At 35.4% G+C, this 18902-nt stretch carries 10 protein-coding genes; 4 read left to right on the top strand and 6 right to left on the bottom strand.

Annotated elements, in window-relative coordinates; all coding sequences use genetic code 11:
- Positions 1 to 2 precede the first annotated feature (2 nt).
- Positions 3 to 656, top strand: a complete 654-nt coding sequence (locus ACPX19_RS04685; protein ID WP_426431796.1) for a 3-oxoacid CoA-transferase subunit B — start codon at positions 3 to 5, stop codon at positions 654 to 656.
- A gap of 243 nt (positions 657 to 899) precedes the next feature.
- Complete coding sequence (locus ACPX19_RS04680) at positions 900 to 1025, top strand: hypothetical protein (protein WP_426431794.1); 126 nt, start codon at positions 900 to 902, stop codon at positions 1023 to 1025.
- Between the two features lie 24 nt (positions 1026 to 1049).
- Here ACPX19_RS04680 and bglX read toward each other — a convergent pair whose 3' ends face one another.
- Positions 1050 to 3347, bottom strand: coding sequence for a beta-glucosidase BglX (gene bglX / locus ACPX19_RS04675; RefSeq protein WP_426431792.1), 2298 nt, complete (start codon positions 3345 to 3347; stop codon positions 1050 to 1052).
- A 5-nt stretch (positions 3348 to 3352) separates the two neighbouring features.
- Positions 3353 to 5044, bottom strand: a complete 1692-nt coding sequence (locus tag ACPX19_RS04670) for an ABC transporter ATP-binding protein (RefSeq protein ID WP_426431791.1) — start codon at positions 5042 to 5044, stop codon at positions 3353 to 3355.
- A gap of 589 nt (positions 5045 to 5633) precedes the next feature.
- On the opposite strand from ACPX19_RS04670, the gene ACPX19_RS04665 reads away from it, so the two are divergent.
- Together ACPX19_RS04665 and ACPX19_RS04660 are read left to right on the top strand one after the other, a co-directional pair.
- The gene (locus ACPX19_RS04665) at positions 5634 to 10403 is read left to right on the top strand and encodes a reprolysin-like metallopeptidase (RefSeq protein WP_426431790.1); all 4770 of its coding nucleotides are present in this window, start codon (positions 5634 to 5636) and stop codon (positions 10401 to 10403) included.
- A 213-nt stretch (positions 10404 to 10616) separates the two neighbouring features.
- Positions 10617 to 15344: an immunoglobulin-like domain-containing protein gene (locus tag ACPX19_RS04660; RefSeq protein ID WP_426431789.1), complete on the top strand. Its 4728-nt coding sequence runs from the start codon at positions 10617 to 10619 to the stop codon at positions 15342 to 15344.
- A gap of 50 nt (positions 15345 to 15394) precedes the next feature.
- Here the strand turns inward: ACPX19_RS04660 and ACPX19_RS04655 are convergent, their stop codons facing one another.
- Genes ACPX19_RS04655 through ACPX19_RS04640 form a run of 4 tightly spaced genes read right to left on the bottom strand, consistent with a single transcriptional unit; the run spans position 15395 to position 18891 of the window.
- Positions 15395 to 16108, bottom strand: a complete 714-nt coding sequence (locus tag ACPX19_RS04655) for a 3'-5' exonuclease (protein ID WP_426431788.1) — start codon at positions 16106 to 16108, stop codon at positions 15395 to 15397.
- Positions 16105 to 17259 (bottom strand): serine hydrolase domain-containing protein, encoded by a 1155-nt coding sequence (locus tag ACPX19_RS04650; RefSeq protein ID WP_426431787.1) that lies wholly within the window; start codon positions 17257 to 17259, stop codon positions 16105 to 16107. Before ACPX19_RS04650 ends, ACPX19_RS04655 begins: the two co-directional genes overlap by 4 nt.
- A gap of 40 nt (positions 17260 to 17299) precedes the next feature.
- Positions 17300 to 17773, bottom strand: a complete 474-nt coding sequence (locus tag ACPX19_RS04645) for a methylated-DNA--[protein]-cysteine S-methyltransferase (protein ID WP_426431786.1) — start codon at positions 17771 to 17773, stop codon at positions 17300 to 17302.
- On the bottom strand, positions 17773 to 18891 hold the full coding sequence (locus ACPX19_RS04640; protein WP_426431784.1) for a CNNM domain-containing protein: 1119 nt from the start codon (positions 18889 to 18891) through the stop codon (positions 17773 to 17775). The genes ACPX19_RS04645 and ACPX19_RS04640 overlap by 1 nt, the downstream gene beginning before the upstream one ends.
- Between the last annotated feature and the right edge of the window lie 11 nt (positions 18892 to 18902).

Here is an 18902-nt window from a genome sequence, read left to right as displayed (position 1 = left end):
TTATGTTAGATAAAAACGGAATAGCAAAACGAATTGCAAAAGAAGTAAAAGATGGTTACTACGTTAACCTTGGTATAGGTATACCAACTTTGGTAGCTAACTTTGTAAGAGACGATATAGAAGTAGAATTTCAAAGTGAAAATGGTGTTCTTGGTATGGGACCATTTCCATTTGAAGGCGAAGAAGATGCAGATGTTATTAATGCAGGAAAACAAACTATAACTACATTACCAGGAGCCTCATTTTTTGATTCAGCAATGAGTTTCTCTATGATAAGGGGTAAGCATGTAGATTTAACCATTCTTGGAGCAATGGAAGTTGCCGAAAATGGTGATATTGCCAATTGGAAAATACCAGGTAAAATGGTAAAAGGAATGGGAGGAGCAATGGATTTAGTGGCAAGTGCCGAAAATATTATTGTTGCTATGATGCACACCAATAGAGCAGGCGAATCAAAGCTTTTGAAATCTTGCACCTTACCATTAACAGGTGTTGGATGTGTAAAGAAAATAGTGACAAACTTAGCTGTAATTGAGGTCACTCCCCAAGGGTTTAAATTATTAGAAAGAGCTCCAGGAGTTTCTGTAGAGGCTATAAAAAATGCAACAGAAGGGCATTTAATTGTAGAGGGTGATATTCCTGAGATGACGATATAGTGACATATTCTTATAAAGATTTATTTAGCCACATTATAGCATGTGGTTTTTTGTAATAAAAAAGAGCGAATAAACTCTGAAATGTTAAAAATAAATGCATTTTATCGATTTATAATGTATTTAAACAGATAAAATGAAAAATAATTAGATATTAGTAATCCCAAATCAAAAGCTAAATTAACCTGAATTTACCATAAACTTAATTTACAGATTTTGCCCCAAATCTACCATAAACTAAAGCTTATGAAAAACAAATCAAATCTACCAGAACCTACTTTAGAAGAAAACGTTATGTTTTCAAACCTTAAAAACACCTTAAGAGTAGTCTCGGGTGTTTTAAAGTTAACTAAGAAAATATTCATGCTATAACCAATTTGGTTTAGCATGAATATTTTATTTTAATGTAAATTCACTTTTGATTTCAGTAACAGAGCTACCACCTACAAAGACATCAAAATCACCTGGTTCAATTATATAATTACCATCATTATTATAAAATCCAAGTTCATTGGCGGTTAGACTAAAACTAACAGTTATTGTTTGGTTAGTATCTAGTTCTACCAGTTCAAACCCTTTCAATTCTTTTATAGGCCTTACAATACTAGCAACTTTATCTCTGATATAGAGCTGAGCCACCTCTTTTCCTTTACGTTTACCAGAATTGGTAATATCAACACTAATTTCAACCTTAATATTTTTACCGTAGTTTGATGTATCAACCTTTAGGTCACTATATTTAAAAGTTGTGTAACTTAATCCATGACCGAAAGGATATAAGGGTGAGTTTTCCTTATCAATGTAGTGAGACCAAAATACATTGCCCTCCCTATTTGTAGCTCTGCCTGTATTGTTATAGTTGTAATAAATAGGTATTTGCCCCACGTTTCTAGGAAAGGTCATAGGAAGTTTACCACTTGGGTTGTAGTCGCCGTATAAAACTTGTGCTATTGCATTCCCAGTTTCAGAACCCAACTGCCAGCCTTCTATTATGGCAGGAATATGTTCTGCCGCCCATTCAATTGCAAGTGGTCGTCCGTTTTGAAGCACTAGAACAATATTTTTATTCACATGATATATGGCTTCCAATAATTCTTGTTGTAAACCAGGTAGGTTTAGCTCAGTTCTACTTCTGGCTTCACCGCTTTGAAAACCGTGTTCTCCCAAAACCATTACCACGACATCTGAATCCTTTGCTATATTAAGAGCTTCCTCAATTCCTTGCCTATCGCCTTTATTGATTTCTACCTGATTTCTAAATGTGGCTTGTCCTTTAAACAGTTCTATACCTTTTGCATACGACAATTCATTTTTAGTGTAAGCCTCCATCCCTTCAAGGATTGAAACAGCTGAATTATCTTCTGAAGCTAGCCTCCAACTTCCCAATGGGCTATTTTTATCATTGGCCAACGGTCCAATTAAAGCTATTTTTTGCCCTTCTTTTTTTAAGGGTAAAATATTATTTTCATTTTTTAATAAAACGATGGATTTCTTGGCTATATCCAAAGCAGCTTCGTGATGTGAAGCTTGACCAATTATACTTTTCTCACGCTCTTCATTACAATATTTATAAGGGTTATCAAATAGTCCCAACTCAAATTTTACACGTAAAATTCTTCCAGCCGCCTCATCAATAATAGCTTCATCTATTTGCCCTGCCTTAACTAATTCTGCTAATTCTTGTACATAAACATGACCTTCCATATCCATATCAGAACCTGCTGTTGATGCAATAAATGCCGCTTCTTTTTTGTTTTTTGCATGTCCCCAATATATAATCTCATTGATAGATGCCCAGTCTGAAACCACAAAACCATTAAAGTTCCATTTATCCTTTAGTATATCGCGCTGTAAAAATTTACTTCCGCTAACAGGAATACCATTAAGGTCATTAAATGAATTCATAAAGGTTCTTACACCATTCTCTGCTGCAGCTTTAAATGGTGGAAGGACAGTATTAAAAAGCTTAACGTTGCTCATGTCAACTGTATTGTATTCTCTTCCAGATTCAACAAAGCCATAGGCAGCGAAATGTTTTGCACATGCTGCAATTGTGTTTGGTTGACTTAAGTCTTCACCTTGGAAACCCTTTACTCTTGCAATGGCTATTTTACTCCCTAAAAAAGGGTCTTCACCAGCACCTTCCATAACGCGTCCCCATCGCGGATCCCTTGAAATGTCAACCATAGGAGCAAAAGTCCAGTTGATACCTGCTGCAGAAGCTTCAGTTGCGGCAATTCTTGCAGAGTTTTCAATAGCTTCTAAATCCCAACTTGCAGATTCTGCCAACGGAATAGGACTAATAGTTTTATAGCCGTGAATGACATCAAATCCGATTATTAATGGTATACCTAGTCTTGTTTCCTCAACCGCAATTTTTTGTACCCCTCTAACATTTTTAACCCCTCTAACATTTAACATGCCTCCAACCCAACCTTTTCGCAGATGATCATATTTGGTTTTTGCATCACCACCTTCGGGAACGGGACCTGTAGCATCCCAAAACCCATTGTATAGGTTCATTTGCCCTACCTTTTCTTCAATGGTCATTATTTGTAATAAAGAGTCAACTTTTTGAGTAATACTGTCGTTCATCGGATGATTTTTGGAATCTAATTTTAAGTTAGTGATAAACATAGATAATAAAATAAGGGGCAAAACAAATGTTGAAATTTTTATAATCTTTAGGTTCATATTATTTAAAGGCCTTTTGGTATAGCGTTAATTAATTTTTGAGTGTAGCTTTTTTGTGGTGTAGCATAAATATCATCAGCATCACCCATTTCTTCAATTTTACCTTTATTCATTACTAATAACTTATCGGCCATGTATTTTACAACTGCTAAATCGTGCGAAATGAAAATATAAGTAAAACCAAATTGTGTTTTTAAATCATTAAGTAAATTAAGAACCTGAGCTTGCACAGAGATATCTAGAGCAGAAACGGATTCATCACATATAATTAGTTTGGGTTGTAAAGCAATAGTTCTGGCAATACCAATGCGTTGCCTTTGTCCTCCTGAAAACTCATGCGGATATTTGTAAAAGCTAGATGCTTCTAATCCTACTTTGGTCAGGATATCTAAAACCTTTTCTTTACGATCTTCAAAAGAATTACCAATGTTATGAACTTTCATTGGTTCCATTATGGCATTACCCACAGTCATTCTTGGATTTAGTGATGCAAATGGATCTTGAAATATAATTTGAATGTCTTTTCTTATTGTTCTAAGTTCTGCTCTGCTTAAGTTAGTAATATTCTGTCCTTTGTATTTGATAATTCCAGAAGTAGCTTTGTCTAGTTGGAGTATAGCATTGCCCAAGGTAGATTTACCACAACCAGATTCACCAACCAAACCGATGGTTTCACCAGGATATACCTTAAAACTCACACCATCAACAGCTTTAAATTTTATGTTTTTGGTGATTAGCCCTTTTTTTGAAAGGTAGATTTTTTCAACGTCAATAATTTCAAGCAGTGGTTCTTGAGCATATAGGTTCTTATGTTCAGCTATTCGTTCTTCTCTCGAGATAATCCTCCTGTCAATATTCCCTTTCATAAAGTCAGAAATTGTTGGCAATCTTTTAAGCCTATGGTCAGTAGATGGTCTAGCATTAATAAGAGCCTTGGTATAACTATGTTTAGGTTGGTGAAAAATTGAATTAGTAGCATCTTGCTCAACAATTTCTCCCTTATACATAACTATAACTCTGTCTGCAAGTTCCGAGACAAGAGATAAATCATGAGAGATAAATAAAATACTCATTTTGGTATCTTTCTGTATTTCTTTAAGAAGCAATAAGATGTCTTTTTGAACAGTAACATCTAATGCCGTCGTAGGCTCATCAGCAATAAGAATTTTTGGTTTGCAGCCTATAGCCATTGCAATCATAACACGCTGCTTTTGCCCTCCAGAAATTTCATGTGGATAAGACTTATATATTCTATCAGGATTGGGCAATTTTACCTTTTCAAAAAGTGAAAGAGTTTCGTCTTTAATTTCTGATTTAGACAAATTCGTATGCTGTTGCAAAATCTCTTGAACCTGTTTGCCACATCTCATAGAAGGATTTAAAGAACTCATAGGTTCTTGAAAAACCATTGCGATTTGATTACCCCTTATTTTTTGAAAACATTTTTCAGAAACTTGAATTAAATCTTTATTGTTAAAAAGAATACTGCCAGAAGTTATCCTTAAGATTTGCTTGGGTAATAGACCCATTATAGCTAGGGAAGACACAGATTTACCAGAACCAGATTCGCCAACAACTGCTACAATTTCATTTTCGAATAAATCATAGGAAATGTTATTGATAATATTGTGCTTTTGTTCTGACTTAAATGTAGAAATGTTTAAGTCTTTTACGCTCAATAGTTTTTGGTTTGCCATGACTAAATGTAGTCATTTTCTTTAAATGCTTTACGGTGAAACAAAATTTTTTTACAGCTAGTATAATGTGTCAAAAACGTCTTCGTTTCATGAAGATTTATTGATGGTTTCTATGATTTCATGAGGATTGTCAAAATATATATTTGCTTAAAGTTGAAACGACTTAAAGCCATAAAGACTTGTTTAAGAACTACTAAATTCTCTTTGGCATATAAAAGTTATAATGAAAAATATAACTCAAGGATTTGTTTTTTGGGTTTAATTTTTAAATCACTAAAAATCAAAACCTTATAGCAGAACGGATATCTCCAAAAATGTTTTTCGTCGAATTTTTATGCGCTTTATCTGTTATTTTGAAATATTTTATAATATATTAGTCAAAATAAATACCCTTTTAACCCTTAAGTTAATGACAAAATTTACCTTGACCCCAACCTTAAACTGCTTGTTCCATTTTTACTTCATGGCACTGATTGCTTAAAAATGAGGGATAATAAAAGAGTTATTTTCCAAAAAACTTTCTGGTTATTTTCATATGAAATAGAGTAGGTATTTGTGTAGTAAAATGAATATTAATTCTTGAAATATTATGAAAATTAAGTTATTGTTGCTCATCGCAATGATGGGAACGACTATGCTATGGTCTCAAGACAGAGTATTATGGCAAAAGGAAAGAACAAATGCCAGTACTATTCAAAAAGAAAGTCATAAGACTTTAAAGGAGTATTACACTTTCAGTTTAAATTCTAATGCTTTAAAGCAATCATTAACAGGTGTTGTTCAACGAAATCAATTTTCTGTTACCTCTAATACAATTTTATCTTTTCCAAATTCAGAAGGTAAGATGGAGCGTTTTTCAATTAAGGAAGCTTCTGTAATGCATCCAGATTTGCAAGAACGTTTTCCAGAGATTAGATCTTATGTAGGCCAAGGAGTTGAAGATGCTTCATCAATTTTAAGATTCAGTATTTCTCCGGAAGGTTTTAATGGAATGATTATATCGCCTAATGGGAACACATTTATTGAGCCTATTTCAAAAGGTATAGATAACTATATTGTTTACAGCAGAGAAAATCGTATTAATTATATTGATGATTTTGAGTGTGAGGTGTCTGAACAATTAAACCGCAGTATCACATCAGGCTTTATAATGAAAAATGCTGATGATTCTATTTTAAGAACCTTTCGTCTAGCAGTCTCTGCTACGGGTGAGTATACACAATATCATGGTGGTACAAAAGCTCAGGCTCTTGCAGCTATTAATACTACAATGACTAGAGTAAATGGTATATACGAAGTAGATTTTAATGTAACTATGGTACTAATTGCCAATACGGATGATGTTATCTACACCAACACAGGCTCTGATCCATATGGTAACACAACAACAAATTATAATTCTCAATTACAGAGTACATTAACAAGTGTTATTGGAGAAGCTAATTATGATGTAGGCCATTTATTTGCAAACCTTCAGAACAACGGAAATGCCGGTTGTATAGGTTGTGTTTGTGTCAATGGTTCAAAAGGAAGTGGATGGACATCACACACGGTTCCAGAGGGAGATCCATTTGATGTCGATTATGTAGCACATGAGTTGGGCCATCAGTTTGGAGCCAATCATACATGGACGCACGGTGGCAATGAAGGTACAAATGTGCAAATGGAGCCTGGCAGTGGTTCAACTATAATGGGTTATGCAGGTATTACAGGCGCAACAGATGTACAAGTTAATAGTGATCCTTATTTTCATGCTGCCTCTATAGAGCAAGTAACAAACTATGTAAAATCAACAAGCTGTCAGGTAGATACAAATACAGGCAATGCTGTACCAGTGGTTAATGCTGGTTCAAACTATACTATTCCGAGAGGAACACCTTTTGTTTTAGAAGGTTCTGCAACAGATGCTGATACTGGAGATGTATTAACGTATTGTTGGGAGCAATATGACGAGAATAACGCTTCCACCACTTATCCTAGCACAACAGCAACTACTGGAGTTGCCTTTAGATCTTTTGAGCCCACAACCGATAATCATCGTTATTTTCCAAGACTGGAAACTATAAAAACAGGGGCAACATCATGGCAATGGGAAGTCGTACCAAATGTGGCAAGAACTTTAAATTTTAGATTAACGGTTAGAGATAATGTAGCTGGAGGCGGAACAAATAATAGCGATGACACTGTAATTACTGTAAATGGAACAGCAGGTCCTTTTGTGGTTAATTCTCCAAACACTAATGTAACATGGAATGCAGGAACAACTCAAACTGTAACTTGGGATGTTGCAGGCACAACAGGTAATGGTGTCAATGCAACAAATGTAGACATCTTTTTATCTACAGATGGAGGAGACACGTATCCAATTACATTAGCAACTAGCGTCACCAATGACGGCTCTCATAATATTGTTGTGCCTAATAATCAGGGAACTCAAAATAGAATAATGGTTAGAGGTTCTAACCACATATTTTTTGATATTTCTGATACCGATTTTACAATCGGAGCACCAATACCATGTAATCTTATCATACCAACAGGATTAGTGGCATCAAGTATAGGTTTTGATAGTGCTACTGTAGATTGGAATGCCAATGTAGGAGCAACATTTGACATTAGATATAGAGAAGTAGGAACAACGCCTTACACTGAGATTAATGGAGTTACAACAAACACCTATTCTTTAAGTGGTTTATCACCATCTACAGATTATGAGTTAGAAATTAGAAGCGTTTGTACAGCAACAACTTCAGCGTATTCAACTACGCTACTATTTTCAACCATAGCAATACCTCCATGTACAGGAGCTTTTGTAAACACTTTTCCTTATTTAGAAACTTATGATTCTGGGCTCGGTGGATGGATACAAGCTAGTGGTGATGATGGTAATTGGCTACTTGATAGTAATGGAACACCAACTACTAATACAGGGCCATCAGATGATATAACCGGTAATGATGAATATCTATACATTGAGGCTTCTTCAAATGCAACAACTACAGGTGGAATAGGTGCAAACGCTACAGCTATACTAGATAGTCCTTGCTTCGATTTAAGTGCAATAAGTAGTCCTTATCTATCATTTTATAATCATATGTATGGAACGAATACAGGTAGCTTAATGCTTGAGATTACTAATGATGATGGTTCTAATTGGACAACTGTATTTACACAAAGTGGAAATCAAGGAAATCAATGGAATTTTGCTCAGATAGACCTTTCTTCATACTTTGGGCAAACAGTTAAATTTAGGTTTACAGGGACAACAGGTGGTGGTATTAGAAGTGACATAGCTATAGATCAATTTAGGATTGGTCCTGAGATATTAGTTTATTGTAATTCTAATGGAAACAGTACAGCAGACGAGTATATCTCTAACGTTACTTTAAACGGAGTGAGTAATAGTTCAGGTGCTGGTTCAACAAGTACGGGTTACTCAGATTTTACAGGTATTAGTATTGATTTAGATATAGAGAACACATATGCTTTGTCTATTACCCCTCTTTGGACAGGAACTATTTATAACGAAGGCTATGCTGTATGGATAGATTTTAATCAAAATGGGGATTTTAATGATACAGGAGAATTAGTATTTTCACAAGCTCCTTCTCAAGACAATCCTGTTTTAGGAAATATCACTATTCCTACAGACGCATTGTTTGGACCAACCAGAATGCGTGTGTCCATGAAGTATGATGGTATTCCAACATCTTGCGAATCTTTTGATTTTGGTGAAGTAGAGGATTACACTGTAAATATTGGTTTTGATGGCTTATTATACACCAATGGTGCTTGGACACCATACGCACCAGATAATACCACAGGTGCCGAAAACGCTCTTGTTTTAGATGGAACAGCCACTATAATAACTGATATAGAGCTAAACGATATTACTATTAGAACAGGTGCAGAAGCCGTGGTGGATGCAACAGGTTCTATGATTGTAAATGGAAATATTGTAAGCGATGGTACATTAACTCTAAACTCTGTATCTGATAATTATTCAAGTTTAATAGCTAATGGAACAGTTACAGGCAATGTAAGGTATTTTAGACATGCCAATAATACCGCAGCTGTAGGCGAAGAAGATGCAAATGATTTAATTGCTCCTCCAGTTTCTGGCCAAGCATTTAATTTGTTTGCTGGCAACAATAGTAATATTGTTAGTAATGGAGGAGGAACACAATATTTATTTGGTCCATTTGATAAAACGACAAATACCTATCAGTTGTATTCTAATACCGAAACTGCAACGTTAGATGCTGGTACAGGATATAGAGCTGCATCTACTGATAATTCTACATTTGAATTTGTTGGTACAGTAAATACGAGTAGTGTTAATGTTCCAGTGGTTGTTTCCGGTCCAACATATCCTGAATGGAATCTAGTAGGTAATCCATATCCTTCGTACATCACTTTAGCAGATTTCTTAGCGGCTAATAGTTCACAATTAGCAACGCCAAGTGTAGGTATATATGGTTATGACGGAAATGCCTCTAATGGTTGGACTATTTGGAATCAGGCATATTCAGATTTAAACCCTAATGCTATAATAACACCAGGACAGGGCTTTTTAGTAGCTTCTATTGCTGGTGGGGGAAATATTAGTTTTACACCAGCTATGAGAACAATAGGGAACTCTGATGATTTTATTGCTGGTAGAAATGGGATATCTTACTTTAAATTAAACCTTACAAATGGTTCTGATATTTATCATACTGAATTTTATGTATCAGAGAATGCGTCATTAGGTTTAGATCCAGGTTATGATGCCAGAACTTTTGGAAGCATAGCACCAAGTTTTAGTATTTATTCACAATTAGTTGATGGAAATGATGGAACAGATATGGCTATTCAGGCTATTTCAAATTCCGATATTTCTAATAATACTATTATTCCTATTGGTATTAATGCTTCAGCAGGAGAACAGTTAACTATAAGTTTGTCCGATAATATGCTGACTAGCGATATTGATATCTATTTAGAAGATAGTCAGAGTAATACATTTACACTTCTAAATGATATAGATTATATTTTTACTCCAGTTTCAGACTTACAAGGTATAGGTCGTTTTTACTTAAGATTTAATCAAGGAACCTTAAGTATTGACGAAACAAGACTAGATACAATCCAAGTATTGAGTTTAGATGATCCTAAGCGTATAATAGTCAAGGGTCAAATTATAGAGGCTACTGAATTTATATTGTATGATATACGCGGAAGAGAAGTGCTTAAGAAAGATTTAGAACAAGGGACTGTAACAAATACTATAGATACATCTCAATTTACAAAAGGAGTATACCTAGTACAACTTAAAAATGAGAATAGCATAGTTTCGAAGAAACTTATCATAAGATAATATTCGAAAAAAAGTAACAAAAAAATTCAGGCTAATTACCTGAATTTTTTTGTTTAAAATGATTAAGTAAATGTATTCTTACTTTCAGTTACGGTTTTTCCACACATTTTATGATTTTGGGTTTAAAAATCTATAAATCAGAATATAGTAGTTTTTAAAATCACTAATTTGAGGCAAAGAAAGCTATTAATAAACCCACTTTCCTCAAACATTATGAAAATTAAATTATTGTTGCTCATCACAATGATGGGAACGACCATGCTATGGTCTCAAAGCAGAGTATTTTGGCAAAAGCAAACTTCTAACCCTAGTAAAGTTTTAAAAGAAAGCCATCAAACTTTAAAAGAATTTCAAACATTTAGTTTGAATACACAAGCACTAAGGCAAGCCTTAAACGGTGTTGCCCAACGGAATCAATTTTCGGTTACATCAAACACAATTCTATCTTTTCCGAATTCAGAAGGTAAGATGGAGCGTTTTTCAATTAAGGAAGCTTCTGTAATGCATCCAGATTTACAAGAGCGTTTTCCTGACATTAGATCTTATGTAGGTCAGGGAATCGATGACGCTTCATCAATTTTAAGGTTCAGTATTTCTCCCGAAGGTTTCAACGGAATGATATTATCTGCCAAAGGAAATACTTTTATTGAGCCACTAGAGAAAAATTCAGACACTTATATCGCTTTCAATAGAGAAAATAGGATAAATTATAATGATGATTTTGAGTGTGAAGTCAACGAACGAATGAATCGCAGAGTGGCATCAGATTTTACTATGAAAAATGCGGATGATTCTATTTTAAGAACGTATCGTCTAGCAGTATCAACTACTGGTGAGTACACACAATATCATGGAGGCACAGTAGCTCAAGCCTTGGCCGCAATTAATACTACAATGACTAGAGTTAACGGTATTTTTGAAGTTGATTTTAATGTTACAATGATCCTTATTCCAAATAATGATACAATCATTTATACTAATGCCAATACAGACCCATATAGCAATGGGAATTTTAACAATCAATTACAATCCACTCTTACTAGCGTCATAGGAGAGTCCAATTATGATGTAGGTCATCTTTTTGCTCGTGCCTCAAATAATGGTAATGCAGGCTGTATAGGATGCGTATGTATCAACGGGCAAAAAGGAAGTGCTTTCACCTCTCGTACTACACCAGAAGGGGACCCATTTGATGTGGACTATGTAGCTCATGAGTTAGGTCATCAGTTTGGAGCTAATCACACATGGACATTTGGTGGAAACGAAGGAACAAATGCTCAAATGGAGCCAGGTAGCGGATCTACCATAATGGGTTATGCAGGTATTACAGGAGCTACTGACGTTCAGCCGAACAGTGACCCTTATTTTCATGCAGTTTCAATAGAGCAGGTAACTAATTATATAAAATCAACAAGTTGCCAAACCAACACAAATACTGGCAATTCAGTACCAGTAGTAAATGCTGGTTCTAACTATACGATTCCTAGGGGAACACCATTTGTATTAGAGGGTTCAGCATCTGATGCTAACTCTGGAGATGTCTTAACCTATTGTTGGGAACAATACGATGAAAACAATGCTTCATCTACTTATCCGAGTACAACAGCAACGACAGGAGTAGCCTTCAGATCTTATGAACCTACAACGAATTCAAACCGTTATTTTCCAAGATTGGAAACTATAAAAACCGGTGCTACATCTTGGCAATGGGAAGCTGTCCCAAATGTTGCAAGAACATTAAATTTTAGACTCACCGTTAGAGATAATGTTGCAGGTGGAGGAGCGAATAATAGTGATGACATGGTTGTCACTGTAAATAGCACCGCAGGACCTTTTGTAGTTAATTCTCCGAATACAAATGTCACTTGGAATGCAGGAACAACCCAAACAGTAACTTGGAATGTGGCTGGTACCACAGGTAATGGAGTCAATGCTGCAAATGTTGATATTTTCTTATCTACTGATGGTGGAGATACGTATCCAATTACATTAGCTACAGGTGTTACCAATGATGGCTCTCATGATATAGTTGTGCCTAATAATCAAGGAAACCAAAATAGAATAATGGTTAGAGGCTCTAATCATATTTTCTTCGATATTTCTAATAGCAATTTCACTATTGCCGGTCAAGTGGTTTGTAACGCGACAGTGCCAACAGGATTAGTAGCTTCAAATATTGGGTCTAATACTGCAACTTTAAGTTGGGATGCAGTACCTGGAGCATCATATGATTTGCAATACAGACAAGTTGGAGCAAGTACATGGACTACTCTAAATGTTAATGGTATTTCTACCAATCTAACAGGATTAAGTCCTTTAACACAATACGAAGCACAAGTGAGAAGTGAGTGTCCAGATACATCTACATCTGCTTTTAGTTCTATTATTAATTTTACAACTACAGATGTTCAGCTTAATTATTGTTCTTCTGCCAGTACAAACGTTAATGATGAATTTATCAGTCGAGTACAGTTAAATACTATTGACAACACTTCAGGAGCACAATTTTATTCGGATTTTACAGGTATTTCTACAACGTTAACAAAAGATACTCAATACACCATTACAGTAACACCAACTTGGACAGGGACTGTTTATAGCGAAGGTTATTCGGTATGGATTGATTATAACAGAGATGGTGATTTTAATGACGTTGGAGAACAAGTTTGGACTCAGGCAGCTACAACAGCAACACCTGTATCAGGAAGCTTTACTATACCTTCAAATGCCGTTGAAAATTCTACTCGTATGCGTGTTTCTATGAAATACAACGGTATTCCTACAGAATGTGAAACATTTACTTATGGTGAAGTTGAGGATTATACAGTAATTATAGAAGGTAATGGTCCAGATACAGAAGCACCAGTGATTACCTTAAACGGAGCCTCTACAATAGATTTAGAGTTAGGAGATACTTACACAGAACTTGGAGCAACAGCAACTGACAATGTAGATGGCAACTTAACTTCAAGTATTGTTGTTGGTGGTGATACTGTGAACACTAGTATTGTAGGGTCTTATGTTGTTACTTATAATGTTAGCGATGCAGCTGGTAATGCTGCAACAGAGGTAATAAGAACAGTAAATGTAAATCCAGACACAACAGCACCAGTTATTACTTTAATCGGATCTAATCCTGTGAATTTAAATGTTGGGGATACTTACAATGAATTGGGCGCTACAGCTACAGATAACTTAGATGGTGATATAAGAGCAAGTATTGTAATTACAGGTTCGGTGAATACAGCAGTGGCAGGGACATATTTTGTTAATTACAACGTAAGTGATAGCTCAGGCAATGCTGCTGCTCAAGTAACTAGAACCATAAATGTACAAGCGGATACAACACCACCTGTGATTGTATTAGTTGGCGCAGCAAATATTAATTTAACTGTCGGTGACTCTTATATAGAACAGGGAGCAACTGCTACGGATAATTTAGATGGGGACATTACAGCTAATATCGTTATTGCTGGCTCCGTTAATAGTGGATTAGCGGGTACCTACCTAGTCACTTACAATGTTAGTGATGCCGCTGGAAATGCAGCTACTGAAGTTGTAAGAACAGTGAATGTGTCTGACCCATCTTTAGGGTGCACTGCTGAGATATCAACTTATCCATATATTGAAGGGTTTGAGGGTTCTATTGGTGCGTGGTCACAATCGACAGCAGACGACTTAAATTGGGATGTAAATTCTGGTACAACACCTTCTTCTGGAACCGGACCGACAACTGCTACACAAGGGTCTAATTATATCTATGTAGAAGCTTCCGGCAACAATGTAGGTTATCCAAATAAGAGAGCGATTATCACATCACCTTGTTTTGACCTAAGTGGCTTAACAAACCCGATCTTTAGTTTTAGTTATCACATGTTCGGAGCCATAGATATGGGTTCAATTGATTTAGAATTATCTGATGATGATGGTAATACTTGGACAAGCCTATGGAATCAAACAGGAAATCAAGGAGACCAGTGGCTAAAAGTTGATATAGATTTATCAACCTATGCAGGAAGTAATATCCAGTTAAGATTTAATCGTTTTGTAGGTAGCACTTGGCAAGCAGATATCGCTATTGATGATGTACAGTTATTAGAGCCTGCTGCTCCAACTTGTAATGATGGTATTCAAAATGGTGATGAAACAGGAGTGGATTGTGGTGGTTCTTCTTGTGCACCTTGTAGTACGTCTAATGTTATTTTAAATGAAGGTTATTTTGAAACCGGATGGGACAATTGGGTTGATGGTGGAAGCGATTGTGCACGTGTAAGTTCTGCTAATTCATATGAAGGTAACTTCTCTATACAAATTAGAGATAACTCAGGAGTAGCATCATCAATGACCTTAAATAATATAGATGTTACACCTTATAGTTCAGTTGAAATAGATTTTTATTTCTACGTATTAAGTATGGAGAACGGTGAGGATTTTTGGGTACGTTACTTTGATGGGTCCTCGTGGAATACTGTTGCTACTTATGTAAGTGGAACAAATATTAATAATAATACTTTTTACAATGCTACAGTTACAGTAACGCCAGCACAGTATAACTTTGCTGTTAACTCAGGATTTAGATTCCAAAATGATGCTTCAGGTAATAATGATCAAATCTTCATAGACCAAGTGATTATAACAGGAATTTCTTCAGGATCTAGAGGCAAAGGGGACAACATAGAAGTTGTAGGCTATTTAGAATCTCCAGAACTTTCTGAAGCTGATATTAATCTATATCCAAACCCGGTAAAAGGAAGTATTCTAAATGTTGAGGTATCTAACCTGGAGGTCTTCAAATATAAAATTGTTAACATACAAGGAAGAACAGTTTTAAGTGGTACTTCAGAAGGAAAAATAGATGTTTCTAAATTAGATGGAGGCATGTACATTATAGAAGTCAATGATGGAGACGAAATCATTGCAAAGAAGTTTATTAAAAACTAGCATTTAACTAATTTAAATTGAAAAACCCAGAAGTTTAGCTTCTGGGTTTTTTATATATGCTTTATTTCATTCTCATGAAGCAGTTCATCTCCTCGTAAACGCAAGAAAATCTGCGCTACAGCGACAGTATCTTTTTCGCAATAGGTGATGATTCTGTCTATATTGTTTTCTTCATAATACACCCGATAAACCTCACTACCGTCAATATCGTCTTTTGGTGACGGAATACCCAATACATTGGTTAGTAGCTTTAAAGAAGTATAGGTCTTATAATCACCAAATTTCCATAACTCTAGTGTGTCTAGATGAGGGACTTCCCAAGGTTTTTTTCCAAAGAGATTGAGTTTATAGGGCAATTCAATATTATGAATAATCATTCGTCTTGCGATATAAGGAAAATCGAATTCCTTACCATTATGGGCACAAAGTAAATGCTTGTTTTGGCTAAAATGTGAAATGACCAAGTTTTTAAAGTCTTTTAGTATTTTCTCTTCATCTCCATAGAATGAAGTGACTCTAAAATTTCGGATATCTCCATCCATTTTAAAATAGCCAACCGAAATACAGATAATTTTCCCAAACTCAGCCCAAATGCCAGCTCTGTCATAAAACTCTTCTGCCGAAAATTCTTCCTGTCTCTGATACTTAGATTTAGCTTCCCAAAGACTTTGTTTGGTAGTATCTAGTTCCGAAAATTTTTCCGTTTCCGGAACGGTCTCAATATCTAGGAATAGTATGTTTTCGAGGTTTAGTTTTGAGATCATAAGCCAAGCATTTTGTAAGCTTCTTCTATATATAAGCTGATATCATAGGTAAAGGCACCAATACCTGCATCTGGTGATTTTTGATGCCCTAGTCTTACTATGATTATATTATCTTCAGGTTGTACTATAACGTATTGTCCTAAGTGACCTCGCATCATTTTAAAACTTTTACCATTGACATCTTTCATCCACCAACCATATCCATATTCTGGACTGTCGGCAAAACGAGGGGTAATTGATTTAGCCACAAAAACTGAATCTAAAATCTGTTTGCCATTCCATTTGCCATGGTCTTTGTAAAGCTTCCCAAAACGTGCAAAATCTTTAGCATTTCCTGCAATACAGCAGTAAGCTTTTACCAAATCATGGTCTTCACTATCCACTTGCCAGAGCACATCATTTTCACTTCCTAAAGGCTTCCAAAAACTTTCTTCTAGGTATTTGTATAGTTTTTTCCCTGTAGCTTTTTCAATGACCATAGCTAACATTTGTGTATCACCACTAGCATATTTAAAGGCTTGTCCTGGTTCTTCAACTACTTTTAATCCATTACAAACTTTAGCCAAATTGTCATCAAAATAAGCACGTGTTGTGATAGAAAATGGTGAATAATAGCGTTCATCCCAATTTGTACCAGATGCCATGCTACTTAAATCGCCAACAGTCATCTTTGCTGCTTTACCTTCACAAAATTCAGGCAAGAAATCACAAACAGGTTGGTCTAAACTTTTTATATAGCCATCCATTATAGCTTTGCCCAACATACCAGACACATAGCTTTTTGCCATGGAAAAGGAATTGGATTTTGAGTCTTCACCAAAACCATCATAGTACTCTTCAAACCAAATACTATCATTTTTAATAATAACATAAGCAATTGTTCCCCAATCCTTATTAGCTTTTGAAAGCTCTTCTGTTGGTTTTACAGTATTGTAATCTTTGTGAATCGGCCATGGCTGAGGATTATCACTTGCTTTAATTTCTTTGTTGTCAAAATATTGGTAGTCCTCTAAGAAAGCAGTGGTATGCCCATTTAAATAAATAGTGCGAACAGCTTTTAGTAAGTAATCGGTGTCTGTAATGTAAAGAACAGCAATAAGTAACCCGAAAAAGATCAAGAGGAATTTGAGTAGTTTCTTTAAGAATTTCATTGGATTGATTTATGAATTCTAAATATAGTAAAAATAGGGTTTAAAAAAGGGTTTGTTGTTTGTGTTTACTTTCGTGATTAAGCAACCATTGTTTTCTGTGTAAGCCACCAGCATAGCCAGTAAGGCTTCCATTACTACCAATAACTCTATGACAAGGAACAATAATCCACAACGGATTTTTGGCATTAGCGTTTGCAACTGCACGAATAGTTTTGGGATTACCAAGTTCTTTGGCAAGATCTAGATAAGAGATAGTTTTTCCGAAAGGAATTTTTTTAAGTTGTTTCCAGACTTTTTTCTGAAATTCAGTGCCTTCAGGATTTAATTTTAGATTGAAAGTTGTAAGCTTATTGTTGAAATAGGCTTTAAGCTGTGTGACACAATCTAAAAGTATCTCTGGAATAATTTCAGAAATATTTTCAGACTTATCTACTATTGAAACTGAAACAATACCATCTTCATTGCCAACAATTTTGGCATAGCCAATAGGTGTTTCAATACAGCAGGTGTTCATTAATTTTCAGGATCATCGTTATCTAATAATCCAAGACGTTTTGCCCTGCTTTCCCAACTTTTTCTGGCAAGTAATTGTAAATCAGAAACATTGTCACTTTCGTCCATAATTTCTAGTCCAAGTAAGGTTTCAATGACATCTTCCATCGTTACAATGCCACTTACTGAGCCATATTCATCAACAACAAGAGCCATGTGGTTTCTGCTTTCTACCAATTGCTCAAAAAGTTTAGGAATTGGAAGGCTTCGATTTACAATAATGATGCTTCGTTTTATTTCGGACAATAATTTATCACCATTGCCCAATCCCATTTCTTTAAACACCTCATCTTTTAATACTAGGCCTGTGATGTTATCTGCATTTTCGGTATACACAGGAATTCTTGAAAAACGAATATTAGAATTGGCTTCAAAAAAATCTCTTACGGACATGGTTTCGTTTTCGGTTTTTAGAACTGTACGAGGTGTCATAATATCTTTAGCTCGGACTTCTTTAAAATTTAGAAGATTTTTAATAACCTTACTTTCACTTTCTTCAAACACACCTTCTTCGTGGGCTATATCTGCCATGGCAACAAAGCTTTCCCTACTCAAGATACTTCCATGACCTTTGCCACCAATGAGTTTTGTAGTGAGTTGAAGTAGCCATAACATACCGGTCCACTTTAATGGAAAGATTAAGACGTTTAAAGCTTTTGCCGTAAAATTGGCTAATTGTTTCCAAAAGGTGGCGCCTATGGTTTTTGGAATAATTTCTGAAGCTACTAAAATGAGGATTGTCATTAAAGTGGATACCAAACCAACCATAACATCTTCAGTAAACTCAACACCAAGGAAACTGTGTTGGGTGTTACCGTATAATTCTTTATAAGCTGTTTTTGCCTGTACACCAACCAAAATAGCACCTACAGTATGGGCAATTGTGTTTAGGGTTAGAATAGCAATTAATGGACGGTCAACATCTTTTTTGAGCTCTTCTAACTCAACAGCATAAGCTTTGCCTTCTTTCTTTTTAACATTGATAAATGTTGGTGTAATACTCAGTAAAACAGCCTCGAGAATAGAACATAAAAAGGAAAAGAAAATAGAAATAATGGCGTAAAAAATAAGTAAGCCCATTAATTTTTTTG

The sequence above is a fragment of the Winogradskyella sp. HB-48 genome, assembly GCF_049942685.1.
GTDB lineage: Bacteria > Bacteroidota > Bacteroidia > Flavobacteriales > Flavobacteriaceae > Winogradskyella.
This window is presented reverse-complemented; position numbering and strand designations above follow the sequence as displayed.

Bases quoted from the DNA above. Each gene is read 5' to 3' on its own strand.
- ACPX19_RS04685 (WP_426431796.1), top strand. From the start codon at position 3: ATGTTAGATAAAAACGGAATAGCAAAACGAATTGCAAAAGAAGTAAAA.
- ACPX19_RS04660 (WP_426431789.1), top strand. From the start codon at position 10,617: ATGAAAATTAAATTATTGTTGCTCATCACAATGATGGGAACGACCATG.
- ACPX19_RS04650 (WP_426431787.1), bottom strand. From the start codon at position 17,259: ATGAAATTCTTAAAGAAACTACTCAAATTCCTCTTGATCTTTTTCGGG.
- ACPX19_RS04680 (WP_426431794.1), top strand. From the start codon at position 900: ATGAAAAACAAATCAAATCTACCAGAACCTACTTTAGAAGAAAACGTT.
- ACPX19_RS04655 (WP_426431788.1), bottom strand. From the start codon at position 16,108: ATGATCTCAAAACTAAACCTCGAAAACATACTATTCCTAGATATTGAG.
- ACPX19_RS04640 (WP_426431784.1), bottom strand. From the start codon at position 18,891: ATGGGCTTACTTATTTTTTACGCCATTATTTCTATTTTCTTTTCCTTT.
- bglX (WP_426431792.1), bottom strand. From the start codon at position 3,347: ATGAACCTAAAGATTATAAAAATTTCAACATTTGTTTTGCCCCTTATT.
- ACPX19_RS04665 (WP_426431790.1), top strand. From the start codon at position 5,634: ATGAAAATTAAGTTATTGTTGCTCATCGCAATGATGGGAACGACTATG.
- ACPX19_RS04645 (WP_426431786.1), bottom strand. From the start codon at position 17,773: ATGAACACCTGCTGTATTGAAACACCTATTGGCTATGCCAAAATTGTT.
- ACPX19_RS04670 (WP_426431791.1), bottom strand. From the start codon at position 5,044: ATGGCAAACCAAAAACTATTGAGCGTAAAAGACTTAAACATTTCTACA.